Below are 20953 nucleotides of genomic sequence, written 5' to 3'. Positions count from 1 at the left end.
GAAGATCGAGTGCCGGGGGTGGGCGCATGCGGGTCCGTGTGTGGGGAGCAGGAATCGTCGCGCTTGCCAGTCTGGGCATCGGACTGGCGATCGTGCTGGCGTTGGCGGGGAACGCCGCCACGGCTACTTCACGCTGGCCGTGGCTGCTGGATGAGCTCCGGCAGCACCCGTGGTGGTCGGTTGGCGTCTTCGGGCCTCTGGCAATCGTGGCAGGAGGTATCGCAGCGCGGCTGCAGTTACGTCCACCCGAAGCCTTGAACGATCCCCTGCCGCCCGCGCCCGTGACTGTCCCGGACTGGTTCGTCGACCGGGCCCAGACCCGTACGGCGGCGACTGCGGTGTGCCGCAGGAGACGCGCGGTCGGCATCACCACCTCCCTGTCGGGAGCGGGCGGGTTCGGGAAGACCACACTGGCCGCCGCCGTGTGCGCCCGCTGGCGCGTGCGGTGGCGGTTCCGCTCCAGAATGTTCCCCCCTCTCCGGCCCCGGATCTTCTCCGTCACGATCGGCCGGGACGTCCGCGGACGTGCGGCTGTGGCGGCCAAGGTCGCCGAGGTCACCCGGTTCATCACCGGCAACACCACCGAGTTCGACGACCCCGCTCTGGCCGGCGCCCATCTGGGTCAGCTCCTCGACAAGCGCCCCCGCACCCTGCTCGTCCTGGACGACGTGTGGGAAGCCGAGCAGCTCGACCCCTTCCTGACGGGAGGCCGCCGCTGCGTACGCCTGGTCACCACCCGCAACCCCGCGCTGCTACCTCCCGCCGCGAAGCGCATCCCCGTCGACCAGATGTCCCGCGATCAGGCCAAGGCCGTACTGACCTGGAACCTGCCACCACTGCCCGAGCCCCTGGTGGACGCCCTGCTGAAGAGCACCGGCCGCTGGGCCTTGCTGCTGCGTCTGACGAACCGCCTGATCTCCGAGCAGTGCGCCGCTGGCGCGGATCCCACTGCTACCGCCCAGCGGATCCTTCACCGGCTGCGCGGCAACGGCCCTGCCGCCGTGGACGATCCCGCCACCGTCTGGAATCTGGACGACCCACGCCTGCGCAACCAGGCCGTCAAGGCCTCGATCGAGGCCGCAACCACCCTCCTGCCGCCCGGCGGCCAGGACCGCTTCACCGAGCTCGGCACCTTCGCCGAGGACGAGTCCATCCCCATCACCGCCGTCGCCCTACTGTGGCAGGCAAGCGGCCAGCTGGCCGAGGACCAGACACGCACCCTGTGCCGGAACCTGGAACGCCTGTCCCTACTCACCCTCGACCCCCGGAACGGCGGCACGATCAGCCTGCATGACGTCATCCGCGACTACCTCCGCGGTGACCTGGGCTCTACGGCCCTAGCCCGCCTCAACGGCCTCCTGATAGACGCCGTTGCCGCCACCCTGCACCCGGCCCGGCCACTCGCCCCCACCACACCAGACCCCGAACGCGCCTGGTGGCAGTTGCAGGACGGCTACCTCCTCGACCACCTCATCGACCACATGCTCGCCGCCGGACGTACTACTTCCGCCGAGGCCGTTGCGGGCGACCTGCGATGGGTGGAAGCGCGCCTCGCCCAACGCGGGCCGACAGCCCCCTGGAGCGATCTCACCCGCATCGACACCCCCCACGCCCACCCTCTGGCCCGCAGCCTCGCCCAGACCGCCCACCTCCTCGCCCCCACCAACCCACCCCATGCCCTCGCCAGCGTTCTGCGCGCCCGCCTCGATACACACCCACACTGGCAGCCCCAGATCACCGCATGCCAGCACGACCCCGCCCAACGCCCCTGTCTCACTAACGAATGGCCCCTGCCCGACGCCCTTCCCCCCGCACTGCAACGCACCCTCACCGGCCACACCCGCTCGGTGCGCTCGGTGGCGATCGCCCCGGACGGCACCTGGCTCGCCACCGCCACCGACGACAAGACGGTACGGATCTGGGACAGAGCCACCGGGTCATGCACAGCCACCCTCACCGGCCACACCGACTGGGTGCGCTCGGTGGCGATCTCCCCGGACGGCACCTGGCTCGCCACCGCCAGCAACGACGAGACGGTGCGGATCTGGGACCGGGCCACCGGGTCGTGCACAGCCACCCTCACCGGCCACACCTACCCGGTGCACTCGGTGGCGATCTCCCCGGACGGCACCTGGCTCGCCACCGCCAGCAACGACGAGACGGTACGGATCTGGGACAGAGCCACCGGGTCATGCATAGCCACCCTCACCGGCCACACCTACCCGGTGCACTCGGTGGCGATCGCCCCGGACGGCACCTGGCTCGCCACCGCCACCGACGACAAGACGGTACGGATCTGGGACAGAGCCACCGGGTCATGCACAGCCACCCTCACCGGCCACACCGACCCGGTGCGCTCGGTGGCGATCTCCCCGGACGGCACCTGGCTCGCCACCGCCAGCAACGACGAGACGGTACGGATCTGGGACAGAGCCACCAGGTCATGCACAGCCACCCTCACCGGCCACACCCGCTCGGTGTGCTCGGTGGCGATCTCCCCGGACGGCACCTGGCTCGCCACCGCCAGCAACGACGAGACGGTACGGATCTGGGACCGGGCCACCGGGTCATGCACAGCCACCCTCACCGGCCACACCGGCCCGGTGTGCTCGGTGGCGATCTCCCCGGACGGCACCTGGCTCGCCACCGCCGGCAACGACGAGACGGTGCGGATCTGGGTGGCCGCGGACCAATCGACCGTGACCATGATGCGCGCCGAGGGGGCGCTGCTCTCGTGTGCCTGGGGGGCTGCTGGCGAACTGGTAGTGGGCGGCAGGTGGGGCCTGTACCTCTTCAAGCTCCTCACCTGAGACGCGACCCCGGTGCGAGTCCGCTCCCACCGCAGGCCCGTTCACCGGCCGATGCGGCTGAGGGTTTCGACAGATCGATGAGACGAAACCGGCGACAAATCGATGAGACGCAGGAGTGAAAGCCCAGGTCAAGCGCAGCGGCCACGACAGATCAAACGAGAACCTACACAACTGGCTGTACAAGAGGCTCGCGTTTGCCGCAGTGGACGGCATGCACGAGTTGTTCGACCTGGCTCGCTTCCAGCCGTGCCACCAGCAGCTCGTCCAGCTCATCGACGGCGTGGAACCGGCTCTCGTCCCAGGGGTCGCCGAGTACGTACGGCGGCGGCTGTCCCACCTGTTCTCCCACACGGCGCTGCACCCGTCCCAGGACGCGGCCACGGTCACCTTTCGGGGCACGGATCTCGGCACGCTCCGGGAAGTCGCGCCGGGGCTGATCGGCCAGATGGTCTTCCGCGAGATCCGGTACATGCCGCGCTACCAGCAGCTCCACCACTGCTTTGAGAAGGCCAAGGCACTGGAGGCGTGGGACTACTGGAACCACGTGGGTATCCCCACGCCCTTCAACGGCATCCTCCCCAAGGGCGAGATCGGGATACACCCCGTCTACCCCCGGTCGGCCATCCGGGCGTGGACGGCCACGCCGGACAGCAAGGGCTTCCTGCATCCCGCCCAGGAGGTCGCCGCCGTCTTCACGCCGCACCTCGCGTCGTGGTGGGCGCCACCTCGTCATCGTGGACAGAAGCCCACCGCCGACTCACGGATCACGGTGGACCGAGGAGCCCCGTCTCCGCTCCCCTCCCACCGGTCATCCATCAAAGGGATCTCCGCATCAACCGCACTTCCGAGCCGTCGTCCGGGAGCCTGATCCTCGTCAACGACCTCTACCGCGCCATGCCCGACACCCATACGATCTACCTCGGCAGGAGACCGGTCAATCAAGAGTGGAAAGCCGCGTTCGATCACCTGATCCCCCTCTCGACGACGAAACGCCCCCAGGGCCCCGGCTTCGACGACTACGTGGACGAGCTAACGCAAGAGGTAGGGGCGCTCATTGAGCAGCTCAGGCCGGACGCCATCCACGCCCAGAACGTCGGGTTCGCACTCAGCCTGGCCTTCAGCCGTACCGCCGGCACCATCCCGATCGTCTCGATCGCCCACGGCCCCGAAGTGATGGCGGCCGAACGCAACGCAACGGAACACGCGGTCATGCTCGAAGTCGTCGCCGCCAGCGCCGCGATCGTCACCCCGACCTCCGTCCTCGCCGATCACATCGACCGGCTCACCGGGCGCCGTTTCACCGACCGCATCGCCGTCATCCCGTGGGGCATCCGTCTGGCCGATGCCCAGGTACGCGATCAGCCGTCCATAGGGACCGGGCCCCTGTCTCTGGTGCACGCCGGTCGCCTGGACGACAACAAGTCCACGATCACGGCCGTGGAAGCCCTTGCCCTCACCGATCAGCCCCACTGCCTGACCGTGATCGGCAAAGGGCCCCTGCGCGAGCATCTGGAGCAACGAGCTGTCGAACTCGGCCTGCGGGACCGGGTCCACTTCGAGCGGCACCTGCCCCGTGCTGAGCTGTGGAGCCGCCTGCCGAGCTACGACGCCTTCGTGTTCACCACCAGAGGTCTGGAGGCTTTCGGACTCGCCCTCATCGAGGCCCAAGCTCACGGCCTCCCCGTCGTCTACTCTGCTCTCCCTGGCGTGAAAGCAATCCTCGGGAACGCTGGCACGGCCTTCGCCCCCGGCGACCCGCGCTCGCTGGCCGCGGCACTCGACGAGATGGGCCGGGACTTCCCTCTGCGCAAGGCCCTGACCAAGGCGTCTCTCACCAACGCGCGCCGGTACGACCTCGTTACCACCGGCTGCCAGCTTCGCGAACTGACGCTCCGCCTTATCTCCTCATGCAGGCACTAGCGGGATCGACCGAGACGCCCGGCGGAGCGAAAGGCGGCGGACTCCACCACAGGAGTCGCCCAACGAACGGCTCGCTCGGTCCATCGTGCGACTGGTGCGCGTGCGCGTCGGCCTGCCCGGCGCAGGGAGAGAGGGGAACCCCATCTCGACCATGTTGGCGACGGAGCTCCTCACTCGACGTCGGCGCCTCCCCTTCGGCTCTTGGCTGCCTGGCCGTCCTTCTCCTGGGCGCGCCGAAGGAGTACGGCCTTCTTCTCCTGCGGCATGTCCGCTTCGGTGAGCACAGCCTCATGTCGTGGGCCGGACGGGACTCCCCGGCACCGGACCCGGCCCCCGGGACAGCTCTCAGGCGAAGACCACCGTACGGCGGCCGTTGAGCAGGATCCGCCGCTCCGCGTGCCACTTCACCGCACGCGCCAGCGCCTGGCACTCCACGTCGCGGCCGATCGCGACGAGCTGGTCCGGCGTCACGTCATGGCCGACGCGCTCGACCTCCTGCTCGATGATCGGGCCCTCGTCGAGGTCGGCGGTCACATAGTGCGCGGTCGCGCCGATCAGCTTCACCCCGCGCGCATGGGCCTGGTGGTACGGCTTCGCGCCCTTGAAGCTCGGCAGGAACGAGTGGTGGATGTTGATGATCCGGCCGCTCAGCTGCTTGCAGAGGTCGTCCGAGAGGACCTGCATGTACCGGGCCAGGACGACCAGCTCCACGTCCTCCTCGCGCACCAGCTCCAGCAGCCGCGCCTCGGCGTCCGCCTTGGTGTCCTTGGTCACCGGAAGGTGCCGGAAGGGAATGCCGTACGAGCCGACGAGTTCGGCGAAGTCCGTGTGGTTGGAGACGACGGCCGCGATCTCGACGGGCAGCGCCCCGATCCGGGACCGGAACAGCAGGTCGTTCAGGCAGTGCCCGAACTTGCTGACCATCAGCACGATCCGCATCCGGTCCGCGGACCGGTGGATCTGCCAGTCCATCCGGAAGGAGTCGCCGATGGCCGCGAAACTGGCCCGCAGCTTGTCCACCGTCACCGGGGCGTCCGCCGAGAAGTGGACGCGCATGAAGAAGAGACCCGTGTCGTGGTCGCCGAACTGCTGACTGTCCTCGATGTTGCAGCCGGTCATGAAGAGGTAGCTCGACACGGCGTGCACGATGCCCTGTTTGTCGGGGCACGAAAGGGTGAGGACGTACTGCCCGGATACGGCGTCCGAGGCGGCGGGAGAGGCGGGCTGCGGCGCGGTCATCCCCGTAGGGTGCCACACCCGCCCGTTCTCAGGCGGCCCTGGTCATGATGCGGATGACGTCCAGGGAGCGCGGCGGTATGTCCGGATCCTCGGCATCGTTCACGGCGAGCATCACATGGGCCTCACGGGCCGCGCGGACGGCCTCCGGCCAGCCATGATGCTCCAGATACGCGGATACGGGGGCGTCCACGCCGACCTGGTGCATGATGCGCAGCACCCGCAGCGCGGCGACATCGACGGCGGCGGCCTCGGCGGAGTCGCGGAAGATCGTTCCGACGTACTTCTCGGCGGACCAGTTGTCGAGCCAGGTGTCCTCGACCAGGCGGTACACGGCGTCGGTGACGTCCCCGTACCCTTCCCGGCCGGCCAGCCAGCACTCGTGGTGGAAGACGGGATCGGAGAGCATGTGCAGCGCCGAGCGCACGTTGGTGCGCCAGCGCCACCACGGCATGTCATTGAGCGGCATGCCGCCCATGGTGGAGGAGCGACGGCCGCGACGGGAAGTGTTCTCCGAACCTTGCTGCACGGTTGTCGATCGTACGTTCCCTTTTCATGTGTACGTACGGGCCCCTGCAATTCACCTCGATGTCACCGAGCGTTGAACGAAGCACACTGTGGCGTTACCCCGGGGGCGGAAACGTTCGGACCCATGACCGGACGGCGACGCCCCACCTCCCCCCGCCCCTACACGTTCGTCACATGTACGGCGGCGGCCGGGGCGTTCCTGATATCCGGCTGCGGTGTGCTCCCTGGGGCCTCGGGGGTCTCCAGGGGGCCCGTCACCGTGATGACGTGGGCGCCCGACCGTTCCGACGACGTGGCCGCGGTGAACATGTCGGGGATGACGGCGATGGCGCGGACGTACGCCCGCTGGGTCAACGATCAGGGCGGCATCGGCGGACGCAGGCTGAAGGTGATCATCTGCAACGAGGGCGACACCTCGGTCGGCGCGGAGAAGTGCGCCCGGGAGGCCGTGCGGGAGAAGGTGACCGCGGTCGTGGGCTCGTACAGCCGGCACGGGCGGTCCTTCATGGCCCCGCTGGAGGCCGCCGGAGTTCCGTACATCGGCGGCTACGGGGCGTCCGACGAGGAGTTCACCAGCTATGTCTCCTACCCGGTCAACGGCGGCCAGTCGGCGCTCCTCGCGGGCAACGGCAAGCAGCTGGCGGCCGACTGCGACCGGGTGTCGCTCGTCCGGCCCGACTCGATCGCCGGCGACGGCATGCCGCCGCTCCTCGACGCCGGTCTCCTGGACGCCGACCGGCCCGAGTCCGTCGACATCCTGGCGCCCGAGGACGCCACCTCGTACGACGACCAGGCGGCGAAGTCGCTGGAGCGGGCCGGCGACGGCTGTGTGACGGCGGTGCTCGGCGACCGCACGGAGACCTTCTTCGACTCCTTCCGGCGGCTCGAACCGGAGAACGGCGGGGCGAGGATCTCCTCCGTGCTCGGCAGCGTCGGCCAGCCGCTCATCGACCGTACGGGCGGCCGGAACAGCCCGTTCGAGGGGGCGTACGTCACCGGCTGGTACCCGGACCCGGGCGACGCGCGCTGGGACACGATGCGCGAGGTGATCCGGGAGCACGCGTTCGGTGACAACCGGGTCGACCCGCAGGACACCGGGGTGCAGACCACCTGGATCGCGTACACGGCGCTGCGGGCGGCCATCGAGTCGCTCGGCGACTCCGAGGTCACCTCCGGCACGGTGACCACCGCCCTCAACCACGGCGCCGAGGTCGACACGGGCGGTCTGACCCCGGTCCTGCGCTGGCGCTACAAGGACATGCTCGGCTCGTCCGCGTACCCCCGGATCGTCAACGCCAAGGTGACGTTCCAAGTGGTCCGGGAGGGCCGTCTCGTCGCCCAGCGGAAGGGCTTCGTCGATGTCACGGAGACCCTGACGGAGGCCCCGAACGTCAAGGGCTGAGCCGGCGGGCCGCCGGTACCGCCGCGGCCCGCTCCCCCGCACGTCCCGCGCACGTCCCCCGCACGTCCCCCGTGCATCCACCGGCCGCCGGTCGTCCACCGGCCGGTGAACCGCCGCGGCTCAGAGCTGGGTGGGGGCGTGCTTCGTCAGGCCGTACTTCTCGGCGATGCTGTTCCACTGGCCCGACGCCTGGACCTTGGCCTTGCTCGCCACGCTGCTGCGCTCGGTGGCCTTCACGGTCTCGTTGGTCGACCTGGCCTTGCCGCCCTTGCAGACCTTCTTGTTGTTCTTGGCCTGCCCGGCCCACGCGGCGTAGTGGTCGTCGGCCGACGCGGACGCCTCCCACGCACTGGTCAGCGAGGCGGTGAGCGCGGCGTGGTTCGGCAGCTCGTCCACCGTGAGGCCCTGGAGTCTGGTCACCAGATCACGGCGCTGCTGGGCCGCGCCCTTCAGATCGGTGGCCGCCTGGTCCAGCGCCCGGCACGACTTGATCTTCTCCACGGCGCCGATCACCGTCGCCCGGCTGTTGTTGCTGTCGGCCAGCAGCTTGTCCAGCGCCTGCGCCTGCTGCTCGGCGGGGTCGGCGGCCTGGGTGCTCGGCTCGCCCGCCGGTGAACTCCCGGCGGCGACCGGCTGCTTGTCGTCCTTCTTGTCATCGTCGCCACCGCTCATCAGCGCGCCCGCGCCGAGCCCGATCACGGCGCAGCCGACGACGACCGCGGCGATCAGGGGGATCGCTGCGGACCGCTTGCGCGGCGCGGGGCCGTCCCCCTGCCCCCGGGACGGCTCCTGCGGCCCCGCCGCGCCCGGGAACGCCTGCGGCCCCGGCTGGTACGGCTGCTGCCCGGCCTGCGGAGGCAACTGCCCGCCCGGCGGCTGCTGGTGCTGCTGCTGGCCCTGGTACTGCTGCTGGTGCGGCTGCTGCTGCTGTCGCGTGGCGTCGAAGTGCGGCATCTGCTGCGTGGCGCCCGCGGGCGCCTCGCTGCGGAACAGGTTGTCGAACTCCGCGGGCGGCTGCCGGTCCCCCGGTGCCCCGGGCCGGATCCCGTACGGCGCGCCACCGGGCACCGGCGGTATGTACTGCGTCGCGTCCGAGTCCCCCGGCTGCGGCGCCGGGCCGGACTGCGGCACCTGCCCCAGATACTCGGTGGAGTCCGCGGGCCGCTCGGGCGGCAGACCTCCGCCGCCCTGCCCGCCGTGGACGGGTCCGGGCCCGCCGGGGACGGGCGCGATGTACTGCGTGGCGTCCGCGTCCCCGCCCGGCGTCCCCGCCCCGGGTATCCCCGCGCCGGGTGCGGCCTCCGGCGGCAGCGGCTGCGCGTAGGGCTGGGGCCGGCCCTGCGACGGCTGGGGCTGGTACGCGCCCGGCTGCTGCTGGGGCTGCTGCTGCGGGACCTGCTGGTACGGCACCGGCTGCTGGTACTGCGCGGGCTGCTGGGGCTGCTGGTACTGCGCGGGCTGCAACTGGTGGGGCTGCGGGCCCGTCTGAGGCTGCGGCTGCTGCGGCTGCTGCTGATACGGCCCCGGCTGCGCGGGCGGCAACGGCTGCGCCTGCGGGTACCCCTGCTGCCCCGGTGCCTGGGCGTCCGGGTGTGGAGGCTGGGCGGACTGCGGCCCCCAGGACTGCCCCCAGGGCTGCCCGCCCGCGGGCGCGGCCTGCTCGGCCGGGCCGCCCGCGTCGCCCCCCGGCGTCCAGGGGGCACCACCCTCCGCGGGCAGCACGACACCTTCGTGCGCGGGCCGTACAGCAGGGAGCTGCCGCTCGTCACCCTGTCCGCTCTGCGTCACCGGGACTCCTACGTGTAAACCTACGGAATCGTCGGCTCACGCTATCGGGTGGCTGCCCGCCTCCGCCAAGCGCGTGCTGCGGCTCACCGCCCGCCACCCGCCGGGTAACACGCAGCGCCCTTGAGGCGCTGTTAAAGGGCGACTTCCCGAATCCCCGGTTCAGGCCGTCGCCCGGGACACCGCTCAGGCCGCCTGGAGCTCCAGCCGCGCGCCGAATTCCCGCACCGCGGCCTCGTCCCCGTACGGCATCAGCCGCTGCTGGAGGTCATCGAGATACTCCGCGCCCCGGCTGGAGCGCACCGTCCCCAGCAGCTCCATCGCGCGCATCCCCGTGTGGCAGGCCCGCTCCACGTCGCGCTGCTGCACCTGAGCCGTGGCCAGCAGCACCAGGCCGATGCCGCGACGCCGGGTCCGCGACTCCGGCAGGGCCGCCAGCGCCTCCTTCGCCCGGCGCGCGGCGGCCTCCGCCTGCCCCAGGTCGCGGTGACAGTGCGCCAGTTCGTCCGCGAGGTACCCGGCGTCGAAGTGGGCGATCCAGTCCGGGTCGTCGCCGGTGTCCGGATCGGCGTGCTCCAGGGCCGCCAGCGCCCGGCCCGCCACCACCTGACAGGTGCGGGCGTCACCCAGCAGCGCGTGCCCCCGGGCCTCCGCCGCGTGGAACATCGCCTCCGCCCTCGGCGTCACCCGCCCCCGCGCCCCCTCCTGCGCCGCCCGTGCCAGCTGGGCGATCTCGCGGGGGTTGCCGAGCTGCGCGGCGAGGTGGCTCATCGACGCGGCCAGCACATAGCCGCCGTACGCCCGGTCCCCCGCGGCCTGGGCCAGGCGGAGCGCCTGGATGTAGTACCGCTGGGCGAGCCCCGGCTGGCCGGTGTCGACCGCCATGTACCCGCCGAGCTCGGTGAGTCGCGCCACCGCGCCGAACAGCTCCCGGCCGACGGTCTCGCGGTAGGCCCCCGAAAGCAGCCCGGAGACCACGCTGTTGAGGTAGTGGACCAGCACCGGCCGCACATGCCCGCTGCCGAAGCGGTGGTCGAGGTCGACGAGCGCGGCCGTCATCGCCCGCACCGCCTCCACGTCCGCCATGCCGACCCGGGCCCCGGCGGTCCGGGCGACCTGTGGGTCGGCGCCCGTGATCAGCCAGTCCCGGCTGGGCTCGACCAGCGCGGAGGCGGCCACCGCCGAGCCGGTCAGCAGGTCGCGGCGGCCCACGTCGCTGCGCCACAGCTCACACACCTGCTCGATGGCGCCGAGGACGGTCGGCGCGAACTGCAGGCCGACGCCGGAGGCGAGGTTCTTGCCGTTGGCCATGCCGATCTCGTCGATCGTGACCGTACGGCCGAGCTTGCGGCCGAGCGCCTCGGCGATGATTCCCGGGGCCCTGCCACGTGGTTGCTGACCACGCAGCCACCGGGCCACGGAGGTCTTGTCGTAGCGGAGATCGAGTCCGCGTTCGGCGCCGACCATGTTGACGCGGCGCGCGAGGCCCGCGTTGGAACACGCGGCCTCCTGAATGAGCGTCTGAAGTCGTTCGTTCGGCTGACGGGCTACGAGTGGCCTGGCTGCCATGTGTCCCCCTGGACGGACATAGATGGGTAAGCGATAAACGAATTCACTTTGGACAGTTGCGCGTTGATCAAAATTGCGGTGACCGGATGCGCCGTTTTCGATGAGGGGATCATTGCCCTGCAGATACTCAAGAAATGCGCATATTCCATCGGCATTCGGTACGAGCACGGCGAGTTGCTCAGTCCTGCATGGGGCTACCCACACAGTGACGCACGGCCGCACGCGCGCCCCCGCCCATGCATCCATGCGCCCCGTTCGCGGTACCGATGCGCCGTGGCCCGCCGCAGCACGCCCGTAACCCCAGGTGGCGACCGGAGTTGAGCTGTTCGTGGAAGACCTCATCGGAGTCACCCGAGCCGCCCAGATCCCCCGACAGCGAAGTGAGCAACTCCTCGACGCCGCAGTGCGTTACGCGGAGGAGCGCCACTGGGACGTGTTCCCGGGCACCTGGCTGGAGGCGGTGGACGGGCGGAACCGGTGCTCCTGCGGAGACGACGGCTGCGCCGCTCCCGGCGCCCACGCCCCGCGGCCGGACTGGGCGGGCCAGGCGACCGGCAGCGCCGCGGCGGCACGCCGGATGTGGTCCAAGCACCCGAAGGCCTCGGTCCTCCTGCCGACCGGCCGTACGTTCGACGTGATCGAGGTCCCCGAGTCCGCGGGGTTCCTCGCCCTGGCCCGGATGGAGCGGATGGACCTGACGCTCGGCCCGGTCACCTGCACCCCGGACCGCCGGATGATGTTCTTCGTGCTGCCGGGCGCCGCGGCCAAGGTTTCCGGCCTGGTGCGGACACTGGGCTGGAACGCCGAGTCGATCGACCTGACGGGCATCGGAGAGGGCCATTACGTGGCGGGCCCGCCGACCCGGGTCGGCGGGCGCGGGGCCGTCCAGTGGGCCTGCCGGCCCACCCCCGCCAACCGATGGCTGCCGGACGCGGAGGAGCTGATCAGCCCGCTCGCCTACGCCTGCGCACGTGAAGCCGCGGATGCCCGGACACGCCTTTCGTAGGGTGGTCCCCACGTATGGGGATATCGAAAGGCTGTGCCATGCCGGACCAGGCAGATGCACGAGAAACAGATACACGAAATGAAAAGAGCGACGCGCGGGACATAGGGACGAGCGGCGCGGACGGAACGCGTACGGCACCGCCCGCCGTTCATGTGCGGGGGCTGTGGAAGCGCTTCGGGGAACAGGTCGCGGTGGCGGGCATCGATCTGGAGCTGCCCGCGGGCAGGTTCATCGGCCTGGTGGGGCCCAACGGGGCGGGAAAGACCACCACGCTGTCGATGGTCACCGGCCTGCTCCGGCCCGACATGGGCAAGGTCGAGGTCGCGGGCCACGACGTGTGGACGGACCCGGTCGAGGTGAAGTCCCGCATCGGGGTACTGCCGGAGGGACTGCGGCTCTTCGAGCGGCTGTCGGGACGTGAGCTTCTCGCGTACACCGGGCGGCTGCGCGGACTGCCGGGGGACGAGGTCGACAAGCGGGCGGCCCAGCTGCTGGACGTACTGGATCTCGCGGGGTCCCAGCACAAACTGGTCGTGGACTACTCCACCGGTATGCGGAAGAAGATCGGGCTCGCCTCCGCCCTGCTGCACAACCCCGAAGTGCTCTTCCTCGACGAGCCCTTCGAGGGCGTCGACCCGGTGTCGGCGCAGACCATCCGCGGGGTTCTGGAGCGGTACACCCGCTCCGGGGCGACCGTCGTCTTCTCCAGCCATGTGATGGAACTGGTCGAGTCGCTGTGCGACTGGGTGGCCGTCATGGCCGCGGGCCGGATCAAGGCGCAGGGCACCCTCGCCGAGGTGCGCGGCGACGCGCCCTCGCTGCAGAGCGCCTTCCTGGAACTGGTCGGCGCGGGCGGCCGGGACACCGCGGACTCCCTGGACTGGCTGGGCGGTGCCCGATGAGCGTGCTCGACGCCCCGGCGGGTGCGGCGGCCCCGGCCGGCCGGGGCGAGAGCCTCGTCTCCGTCTTCGTACGGCTCAAACTGACGCTCCTGCGCAACGGGCTCCGGCAGTCCTCCGGACGGCGGGCCGCCTTCATCACCTCCCTCACCGTCACCCTGCTGCTCGCCGCGAGCCAGGTGCTCGGGCTGATCCTGCTGCGCGGCCACGAGCAGGTGGGCACGCTCGTCGTGCTGCTCACCGGGGTGGTGGCGCTCGGCTGGGCCGTGCTGCCGCTGTTCTTCCCCAGCGGCGACGAGACCCTCGACCCGAGCAGGCTGGTGATGCTGCCGCTGCGGCCCCGCCCGCTGGTCCGGGCACTGCTGGCGGCTTCTCTCGTCGGCATCGGCCCGCTGTTCACGCTCTGCCTGTTCCTCGGCTCGGTGCTGGCGCTGGCGCACGGGGCGGCGGCCGTGGTGTTCGCGGTGATCGCGGTCCCGCTGGCGCTGCTGATCTGTGTGGCGCTCGCCCGGTCCGTGGCCACGGCCAACATCCGGCTGCTGACCTCGCGCAAGGGCCGCGACCTGGCGGTGCTGAGCGGTCTGGTGATCGCGGTGGGCATCCAGTTCGTCAACTTCGGGGCGCAGCGGCTCGGGCAGGCGGGCGGGCTCGGCGCGCTGGAACCGGCGGCGGACGTGGTGCGCTGGCTGCCCGCGGCCTCGGCGATCGCCTCGGTGGACGCCGCCTCGGACGGCGCGTACGGACCGGCCCTCGCGCAACTGCTGATCTCGGTGGTGTCCCTGGGGGTGCTGCTGTGGCTGTGGCAGCGGAGCCTGGTGAAGCTGATGACGGCACCGGACGGTTCGACGCTGGCCGCGGCGGAGCCCTCGCGCAAGGCGTCCGGCTCCGGCCGCACGGGACTCGCCGCTCTGCTGCCGGAGGGCCGCACGGCCACGGTGATGCAGCGCAGTCTGCGGTACGTGGCACGGGACCCGAAGACCAAGGCTGCCTGGGTGACGGCGCTGGCGATCGGGATGATCGTGCCGGTGCTCAACGCGGTGCAGGGGGCCGGTTCGGTCTACTTCGCGTGTTTCGCCGCCGGGATGCTCGGCATGCAGATGTACAACCAGTTCGGCCAGGACACCTCCGCGTTCTGGATGGTGGCCCTGTCGATCTCCTCGGCCCGGGACGCGTACGTCGAACTGCGGGCGCGGGCGCTGGCCCTGCTGCTGATCACCCTGCCGTACACGCTTCTGGTGGCCGTGGTGACGGCGGCGGTGCTGGGCGACTGGCGGTCGCTGCCCGGGGTGGTGGGGCTGTCGTTCGCCCTGCTCGGCGCGATGCTGGCGACCGGCGCGCTGGCCTCCGCGGCATACCCGTACTCGATTCCGCAGGACGGCGCGTTCAAGAACGTGGTGCCGGGGCAGGGCGGGCTCGCCTGGATCTCGATCCTGGGCGGAATGGTGGCCTCGGCGCTGCTGGCGGCGCCGGTGATCGCCCTGACGGTCTGGATGCACGCGTCGGACCGGCATGACGCGTTGTGGCTGCTGGTACCGGTGGGCGCGGTGTACGGGACCTTCATCGGCTGGGCCGGGCTGCGGCTGGCCGCCCCGCGCACGGCGGACCGGCTGCCGGAGATCCTGACGGCGGTCAGCAAGGGCTGACCGGGCGGGGCGCGGTAGGCGCGGTGAGCCGCCGGTGGGCGGTGAGCCGCCGGGGTGCCGGGGCCCGGCCGCCGCGCCGGGCCCTGCCGCCGGGCCGGAGGAGCGCCGGAGCACGGCCACCGGCTGCTGTTGCCGTCACCGGCTCCGTACTACGGCGCCACCGGCTCCCGCTCGCTCCGGGACTCCTCGGCCAGCTGCTCCAGGAACGGCTCCACCGCCGCCCGCCAGCCCTCCGGCTGGTCGTAGTGGACGAGGTGTCCGGCGTCCGCCACCTCCGCGTACTGTCCGCGCGGCAGGACCCGGACCATCTCCTGGGCCTCGGCCCGGCCCAGCTCACCGTCCAGGCCGCGCAGCACGAGAACCGGGCACCGGACCTGCGCCAGCTCCTCCCAGTGCGCGTCGAAGACCCAGGTCGCCCGGGACTTGAGCATCTGGCGGCGGGAGAACACGGGGCGCCAGCCGTCCGCCCGCTCGGCCATCACCTCGGCGTAGAACTCGCCGCGGGACGGGTTCGGCCGCTCCACCCAGGGATCGTCCTCCCCGAACCATTTCCGTACGTCGGCGAGGGTCGCGAAGGGGACGGGCCAGGAGTCGAACCAGTCGCCCCACTCCCGCTGGGAGGCGGCGCCGATGGCGGACGCCCGCATGTCGCAGATGACCAGGGCCCGGACGAGATCGGGGCGCTTGGCGGCGAGCTGCCAGCCGGTGAGGGCGCCCATCGCGTGTCCGATGACGGTGACGGGGCCGAGGCCCAGCTGCTCGACGGCGGCCTCGGCGTCGGCGACATAGGCGTCACGGGTGTACGGCCCGTCCGCGGGTTTCTCGCTGCGGCCGTGGCCCCGCTGATCGAGGCCGACCGCGCGGTGCCGCTCGGCGAGCCAGCGGGCCGTGGCGGCCCAGTGTGAGGCCCGGCCCATCAGTCCGTGCAGCAGTAAGACCCCCGGCGCACGCTCCGCCTCCGCGCGTCCCTTGGGCGGATCGGCGAACTCCCACGCCGCGAGACGTACACCGTGGGATCCGGTCACATCGATGCGCTTCACCACAGGCCCTGGCACCTCCTTCTGGTCCTCGATCACCGTATGGACGCGTCCCGCCAGACTATCGAACTCTTATTCGAAAACCGGGGTCCGCCATGCAACACCCCACGTTCGAGTGACCCCCACGAGGATTGATGCCCGCCGCCGAGGGGAGATCTTCTCCGGGAGGCGGGCCGCTCGGGGAAAACGGTCCGTAGGGAATGACCTTGAGAGCTCGGGGCTCCGGGTCAGCGAAGGGGAGGACCGGCCCCGGCGCCCTCCGGCGCCGGGGCCGCACCCTGTTCCGGAGGAGCCCGGCGCGCGCCTCCGGGCGCCCGGCCGGCTCCGTACGACAACGATGGCAAGCGGCAGCCGGAGCCGGTCCGTGACAAGGGCGTACGGGAGCGCGGCAGCCACCTTCCGGTGCACATGCCAGTACGACGGGCGCATTCCCTGCTCCCTCCCCGACCGCGCGGCCGAACCCGGCCGGCACCCTCAGGTCATATGCCTGGCCTCAGCCTGGCATGCGAGGCGCGCGGGCGCTGCGGTTCCGGACGGAAAACAGAAAGGGAGCGTCACGGCCCGGTCGCCGTAACGCCCCCTTTTCCTGTTCCGTGCGCCGCTCCTCGTACGCGCGGCCGACCGTTTCACGCGCTCCCGCCGCACGCCGGGCGCATACGCGGGGCACGCGCCCCTCGTCAGCGCCCCCGTCAGCGCTCCGGCCGGCCGGAGCGGTGCGGTGCGGTGCGTCAGCGCTTGGCGACGAACACGTGCGACGCGACCTCGGCGTCCAGCTCGGCCGCCTCCCCGCTGGAGCCGACGAGCACACCGCCGGGCGACTCCGTCACGCTGACCACGGAGCCGGGCTGCACGCCCGCCCGCCGCAGCGTGTACATCAGCTGGGCGTCGGTCTGGATCGGCTCCCCGATCCGCCGCACCACCACCGTCTTGCCCTCCGCCCCCGGGTCGAGGTCGGCCAGGCTCACCATGCCCTCGTCCAGGAACGGGTCGGCCTCGGCCTTCTCGCCCAGCTCCTCCAGGCCCGGGATGGGATTCCCGTACGGGGACTCCGTGGGGTGCCGCAGCAGCTCCAGCACCCGGCGCTCCACGGCCTCGCTCATCACGTGCTCCCAGCGGCACGCCTCCGCGTGGACCTGCTCCCACTCCAGGCCGATCACGTCGACGAGCAGGCATTCGGCCAGCCGGTGCTTGCGCATCACGCGCGTCGCGAGCCTGCGGCCCTCGTCGGTCAGCTCCAGGTGACGGTCGCCCGCGACCTGCACGAGCCCGTCGCGCTCCATGCGGGCCACCGTCTGGCTGACCGTAGGACCGCTCTGGTCCAGCCGTTCAGCGATCCGGGCGCGCATGGGGACCACGCCTTCCTCTTCGAGTTCGAGGATGGTGCGGAGATACATCTCCGTGGTGTCGATCAGTCCGGACATACGTGCCCCTCGATGCTGTGACAAGAAAACGTCGTGCGATGGCCCTGCATCAATTCTGACGCATACCACCGACAACCGTGCCGCGCAGGCCGAAGGCCGTGTGGCCGAGCCTCGCGGGTGCTATTGACAGGTCACTGGTCCAGACCGCAACGTGATCGGCGGCACGGACACCCCCACCCCGCCGAAAGGGCTCTCCCGATGAGCGACAGCAAGCTGGCCGGTCAGTTCTTCGACGCTGCGATCGGCCTGTTGACGCGGGTGCGCGACGAGGAGTCCGACACCATCGCGGCCGCCGGTGCCGCCATCGCCGACACCGTGGCCGCGGGCGGCCGGCTCTTCGCCTTCGGCGCCGGGCACTCCTCCCTCGCCGCCCAGGACGTCGTCTACCGGGCGGGCGGGATGGCCCTGATGAATCCGCTCGTGGTGCCGGGCACGATGGGTGTCGATGTCATTCCCGCCACGCTCGGCTCCGCGCTGGAGCGGGTGGACGGGCTCGCCTCGGCGGTGCTGGACACCAGCCCCGCCGCCTCCGGCGACGTACTCGTGATCATCTCGCTCTCGGGGCGCAACTCGCTGCCCGTCGAGATGGCCCAGAACGCCCGCGCGCTCGGGCTGAAGGTCATCGGGGTCACCTCGGTCGCCTACACGGAGGGCACCCGCTCGCGGCACGCCTCGGGCGGCTTCCTGCGGGACCACTGCGACATCGTGCTCGACAGCAAGATCGCGGTCGGCGACGCGGAGCTGACGATCGACGGCGTCGAGGCACCGTTCGCCCCCGCCTCGACGGTCGTCACCAGCGCGCTGATGCAGGCGATGATGGCCGCCGCCGCCGAGGCGCTGGTGGCCCGGGGGATCGAGCCGCCGCTGCTGCGCTCGGGCAATGTCGACGGCGGCCACGAGTGGAACGGGCGGGTCATGACCGAGTACGCGGACCGGATCTTCTACCGCCACTGAGGGTGGACCGCCACCGCTGAGTCCCGGACCGCCGCCGACCGCCGGGGCCCGCGTCCTCGGCGGCCGGAGCGGCGGGACCTCAGCGCTCGGCGGCGAGCAGCTGGTGCAGATCCACGGCGGACGCCACCCGGACCGCCACGCTCTCCGCGTACATCGCGTCCGGGCGTTCGAACGCGACGCGGTTCGCCGCCCGCAGGAACGTCACCACGCCCAGGGTCCGCCCCCGGCTCCGGAGCACCGTGCACAGGGCGTGCGCCGAGTCCAGGGGCCACTGCCGCTCCCCCGCCCACGCCCCGCCCGCCGCACCCGCGCCCGCGCTCGTCCGTACCGTGCCGACGCGGTCCACCGCCTGGAGGGCCGGGTGGCCGGGGCCGTAGCGCGCCGGGGCGGCACCTCCCGACACCGGAAGGCACGGGCCCGGGGCGTCGGCGGGTGTCGCGGCCGTCCGCACCAGCCGCTCCCCCGCCAGCAGGTCGACCAGCACATGGTCGGCGAACCCGGCGAGGGCGAAGTCCAGCGAGGACGTCGCGGCCTCCATCGGGTCCTCGCACTCGGAGGCCGCCCGCGCGGCCCGGTGGAGCTGGTTGGCCCGGAAGCGCACCCGGTCCGCGTCCTGCTCGGCCAGCTTCGCGCGGGTCACGTCCTGGAACAGCCAGCCCACCCCCAGCGGGACCGGCTCCTCGGTCAGCGGTGAGGCCAGCCGCACGAATCCGCTGCGCCAGCAGCGCCGCCGGTCCCCCTCCGCCGCCCGCAGGGTCACCCAGGTCTCGGTGGGGACGGCGGGCGCCCCCTCGGCGAGCACATGCTGCAACGCGCCCTCCAGGTCCTCGACGCCCTGGACGACGAGGTCGCCCAGCGGCCGCCCCAGCAGGGTCGTACGGCCGCCGCCCAGCGCGCGTGCCGCGTAGGAGTTGACGACGGTGGGCCGCAGATCCACATCGACCAGGACCACGCCCCAGGACGCGTCCTGGAACAGCGCCTCGCTGAGCGCGATCGACCGCTCCAGATCTATCTGGGCGTGGACCTCGCTGAACGCGCAGTACACCCCGGCCGGTTTCCCGTCCGCGCCGCGCACCCCGGCCGACTGGGTCCGTACGAGCACCCGGCCGCCGTCCTTGCGCAGCAGCGCGAATTCGTGCACCAGGCGCCCCGGCGCGGACATGGCGGCCATCAGCCGCCCCCGCACCTCGTCCGCGTCGGCCCGGCGCACGGCCCAGCCCGCGAATCCGGCCCGGCCCACCGCCTCGGCGGCGGACCAGCCGAGAATCCGCTCGGCCTCACGGTTCCAGTGGGTGATCGTGCCGCCCGCGTCGAACGCGCACAGGGCGGCGTCCATCCCGTCGAGCAGCGCGGCGAGCAGTTCGGACCCGGGGACCATGACGGCGTCCGGGGCCGCCGGGGCCACCGGGGCCGCGCTCACGGGGTCCTCCTCCGGCCCGAGGGCGTCGGTGGTCCCACTGCTCCTGGAAGCACTCACTCCGTACCTCCCGCAGGACGTGTCGGCCCTGGGGCCGCGTGGTGCCGCACGCATTACCGCACGTCACACCATTCAACTCGAACGTGACCCGGAGCACAGCCACTTCACCGAAATCCGGCCGACCCCTTCGGCTCGTCCCGGCGTCGGCGGGCGTTCACCCTCGTCGTCCGGGACGGTCACGCGCCGCCCCAAGGGGACCGCGACCACGAGGCCGATTAAATCGGTTGAGGCTCCCGGCGGGGTTTCCTAGGCTGAAGGCACACAAGAGAGGAGGTGTTCCGGAAGTGATTTATCTTCGGACTCGTGAGGTGGCTGCGGGCTGACGCCCGTTGTCGCGCTCTTGCAGTGCAGGCCGGTCGTCGGCCAATCCCAAGCAGTCACCGACCCGCAGGCTCGCCGGCAAGTCCGGCCGGCCCCTCCGCAAGGAGGGACCAGAGCCTGCGGGTTTCTGCGTGTCCGGAGCCGCAGTCGCGCACGCCCCGTGTCCGGAGCCGTATGCGTAAGCGTGTGCCGGAGCCGTATGCGCACGCCCCGTGTCCGCAGCCGTACGCGCGCACGCCCTACGGGCAGAGCCGCTCCACCCGCCAGCCCTCGTCCTCGCGCACGTACCGCAGCCGGTCGTGCAGCCGGTTCCCGTGCCCCTGCCAGAACTCGATCGTGTCCGGGACCACACGGAAGCCGCCCCAGTGCGGCGGGGCCGGGACCTTCTCGCCTTCCGGGTAGCGGGCGGCCAGGTCCTCGTAACGCGTGATGAGCTCCTGACGGGAGCCGATGACCGTGGACTGGGCACTGGCCCACGCGCCCAGCTGGGAGCCGTGCGGGCGGGTACGGAAGTAGGCGACGGTCTCCTCGCGGGAGACCCGGACCGCGCTGCCGGTGACGATGACCTGGCGGGCCAGCGGGTGCCAGGGGAAGAGCAGCGAGGCATACGGATTCGCCGTCAGTTCGCGGCCCTTGCGGGACTCGTAGTTCGTGAAGAAGACGAAGCCGCGGGCGTCGTAGTGCTTCAGCAGCACCGTGCGCGAGGACGGGCGGCCCTCAGGGGTGGCGGTGGAGACCACCATGGCGTTCGGCTCGTGGAGCACGCCGCCCGCCGCGACCTGGCGGAACCAGCGGGCGAACTGGTCCATCGGATCGGGGCTGAGATCGCGCTCGGCGAACTCCTGCGAACGGTACTGCTCGCGCATCGCCGCCGGATCAGTGGTGCAATCGGAACCGGGGGAAGGAACGGAGGCAGGAGCGGAGGAGGCAGCGGAGGGGGCCTTG

Annotated in this window: 16 protein-coding genes; 8 read left to right on the top strand and 8 right to left on the bottom strand. The window is 71.6% G+C overall.

Annotated elements, in window-relative coordinates:
• Positions 1–254: 254 nt before the first annotated feature.
• From ACIGJO_RS08675 to ACIGJO_RS08665, 3 genes are all read left to right on the top strand, one after another.
• Positions 255–2810, top strand: a complete 2556-nt coding sequence (locus ACIGJO_RS08675; protein WP_399954056.1) for an NB-ARC domain-containing protein — start codon at positions 255–257, stop codon at positions 2808–2810.
• A gap of 211 nt (positions 2811–3021) precedes the next feature.
• Complete coding sequence (locus ACIGJO_RS08670; RefSeq protein ID WP_399954053.1) at positions 3022–3678, top strand: hypothetical protein; 657 nt, start codon at positions 3022–3024, stop codon at positions 3676–3678.
• Between the two features lie 26 nt (positions 3679–3704).
• The gene (locus ACIGJO_RS08665) at positions 3705–4730 is read left to right on the top strand and encodes a glycosyltransferase family 4 protein (RefSeq protein WP_399954050.1); all 1026 of its coding nucleotides are present in this window, start codon (positions 3705–3707) and stop codon (positions 4728–4730) included.
• A gap of 345 nt (positions 4731–5075) precedes the next feature.
• Here ACIGJO_RS08665 and purU read toward each other — a convergent pair whose 3' ends face one another.
• On the bottom strand, positions 5076–5969 hold the full coding sequence (gene purU / locus ACIGJO_RS08660; RefSeq protein ID WP_399954047.1) for a formyltetrahydrofolate deformylase: 894 nt from the start codon (positions 5967–5969) through the stop codon (positions 5076–5078).
• A 28-nt stretch (positions 5970–5997) separates the two neighbouring features.
• On the bottom strand, positions 5998–6444 hold the full coding sequence (locus ACIGJO_RS08655) for a hypothetical protein (RefSeq protein WP_399954550.1): 447 nt from the start codon (positions 6442–6444) through the stop codon (positions 5998–6000).
• 174 nt (positions 6445–6618) lie between these two features.
• Here ACIGJO_RS08655 and ACIGJO_RS08650 point away from each other — a divergent pair, with 174 nt between their 5' ends.
• Positions 6619–7896 (top strand): ABC transporter substrate-binding protein, encoded by a 1278-nt coding sequence (locus tag ACIGJO_RS08650; protein ID WP_399954045.1) that lies wholly within the window; start codon positions 6619–6621, stop codon positions 7894–7896.
• A gap of 120 nt (positions 7897–8016) precedes the next feature.
• On the opposite strand, the gene ACIGJO_RS08645 is transcribed toward ACIGJO_RS08650, so the two are convergent.
• Both ACIGJO_RS08645 and ACIGJO_RS08640 read right to left on the bottom strand, forming a co-directional pair.
• On the bottom strand, positions 8017–9684 hold the full coding sequence (locus ACIGJO_RS08645; protein ID WP_399954042.1) for a hypothetical protein: 1668 nt from the start codon (positions 9682–9684) through the stop codon (positions 8017–8019).
• 183 nt (positions 9685–9867) lie between these two features.
• Positions 9868–11250, bottom strand: coding sequence for a transcriptional regulator (locus ACIGJO_RS08640; RefSeq protein WP_399954039.1), 1383 nt, complete (start codon positions 11248–11250; stop codon positions 9868–9870).
• A 328-nt stretch (positions 11251–11578) separates the two neighbouring features.
• Here ACIGJO_RS08640 and ACIGJO_RS08635 point away from each other — a divergent pair, with 328 nt between their 5' ends.
• The 3 genes from ACIGJO_RS08635 to ACIGJO_RS08625 are packed head-to-tail and all read left to right on the top strand — an operon-like array spanning position 11579 to position 14798.
• Positions 11579–12256, top strand: coding sequence for a bifunctional DNA primase/polymerase (locus ACIGJO_RS08635; RefSeq protein WP_399954036.1), 678 nt, complete (start codon positions 11579–11581; stop codon positions 12254–12256).
• Between the two features lie 38 nt (positions 12257–12294).
• Positions 12295–13158, top strand: coding sequence for an ABC transporter ATP-binding protein (locus ACIGJO_RS08630; RefSeq protein WP_399954034.1), 864 nt, complete (start codon positions 12295–12297; stop codon positions 13156–13158).
• Positions 13155–14798 (top strand): transporter, encoded by a 1644-nt coding sequence (locus tag ACIGJO_RS08625; protein ID WP_399954031.1) that lies wholly within the window; start codon positions 13155–13157, stop codon positions 14796–14798. The genes ACIGJO_RS08630 and ACIGJO_RS08625 overlap by 4 nt, the downstream gene beginning before the upstream one ends.
• Before the next feature lie 149 nt (positions 14799–14947).
• Here ACIGJO_RS08625 and ACIGJO_RS08620 read toward each other — a convergent pair whose 3' ends face one another.
• Both ACIGJO_RS08620 and ACIGJO_RS08615 read right to left on the bottom strand, forming a co-directional pair.
• Positions 14948–15841 carry an alpha/beta fold hydrolase gene (locus ACIGJO_RS08620; RefSeq protein ID WP_399954028.1) on the bottom strand — a complete coding sequence of 298 codons (894 nt, stop codon included), beginning with the start codon at positions 15839–15841 and terminating at the stop codon, positions 14948–14950.
• A gap of 722 nt (positions 15842–16563) precedes the next feature.
• Complete coding sequence (locus ACIGJO_RS08615; RefSeq protein ID WP_266931968.1) at positions 16564–17256, bottom strand: metal-dependent transcriptional regulator; 693 nt, start codon at positions 17254–17256, stop codon at positions 16564–16566.
• A gap of 198 nt (positions 17257–17454) precedes the next feature.
• Here ACIGJO_RS08615 and ACIGJO_RS08610 point away from each other — a divergent pair, with 198 nt between their 5' ends.
• Entirely contained in the window at positions 17455–18210 is a 756-nt protein-coding gene (locus ACIGJO_RS08610) for an SIS domain-containing protein (protein WP_399954024.1), read from the top strand.
• A gap of 79 nt (positions 18211–18289) precedes the next feature.
• On the opposite strand, the gene ACIGJO_RS08605 is transcribed toward ACIGJO_RS08610, so the two are convergent.
• Positions 18290–19687, bottom strand: coding sequence for a PAS domain-containing protein (locus ACIGJO_RS08605; protein WP_399954022.1), 1398 nt, complete (start codon positions 19685–19687; stop codon positions 18290–18292).
• 560 nt (positions 19688–20247) lie between these two features.
• Positions 20248–20874 carry a pyridoxamine 5'-phosphate oxidase gene (pdxH, locus tag ACIGJO_RS08600; protein WP_399954019.1) on the bottom strand — a complete coding sequence of 209 codons (627 nt, stop codon included), beginning with the start codon at positions 20872–20874 and terminating at the stop codon, positions 20248–20250.
• Between the last annotated feature and the right edge of the window lie 79 nt (positions 20875–20953).

Origin of the sequence: Streptomyces sp. NPDC079020, assembly GCF_044542225.1 — a bacterium.
Classification (GTDB): domain Bacteria; phylum Actinomycetota; class Actinomycetes; order Streptomycetales; family Streptomycetaceae; genus Streptomyces.
Note: the sequence above shows the minus strand (reverse complement) of the source record. Positions and strands in the feature narration are given on the sequence as shown.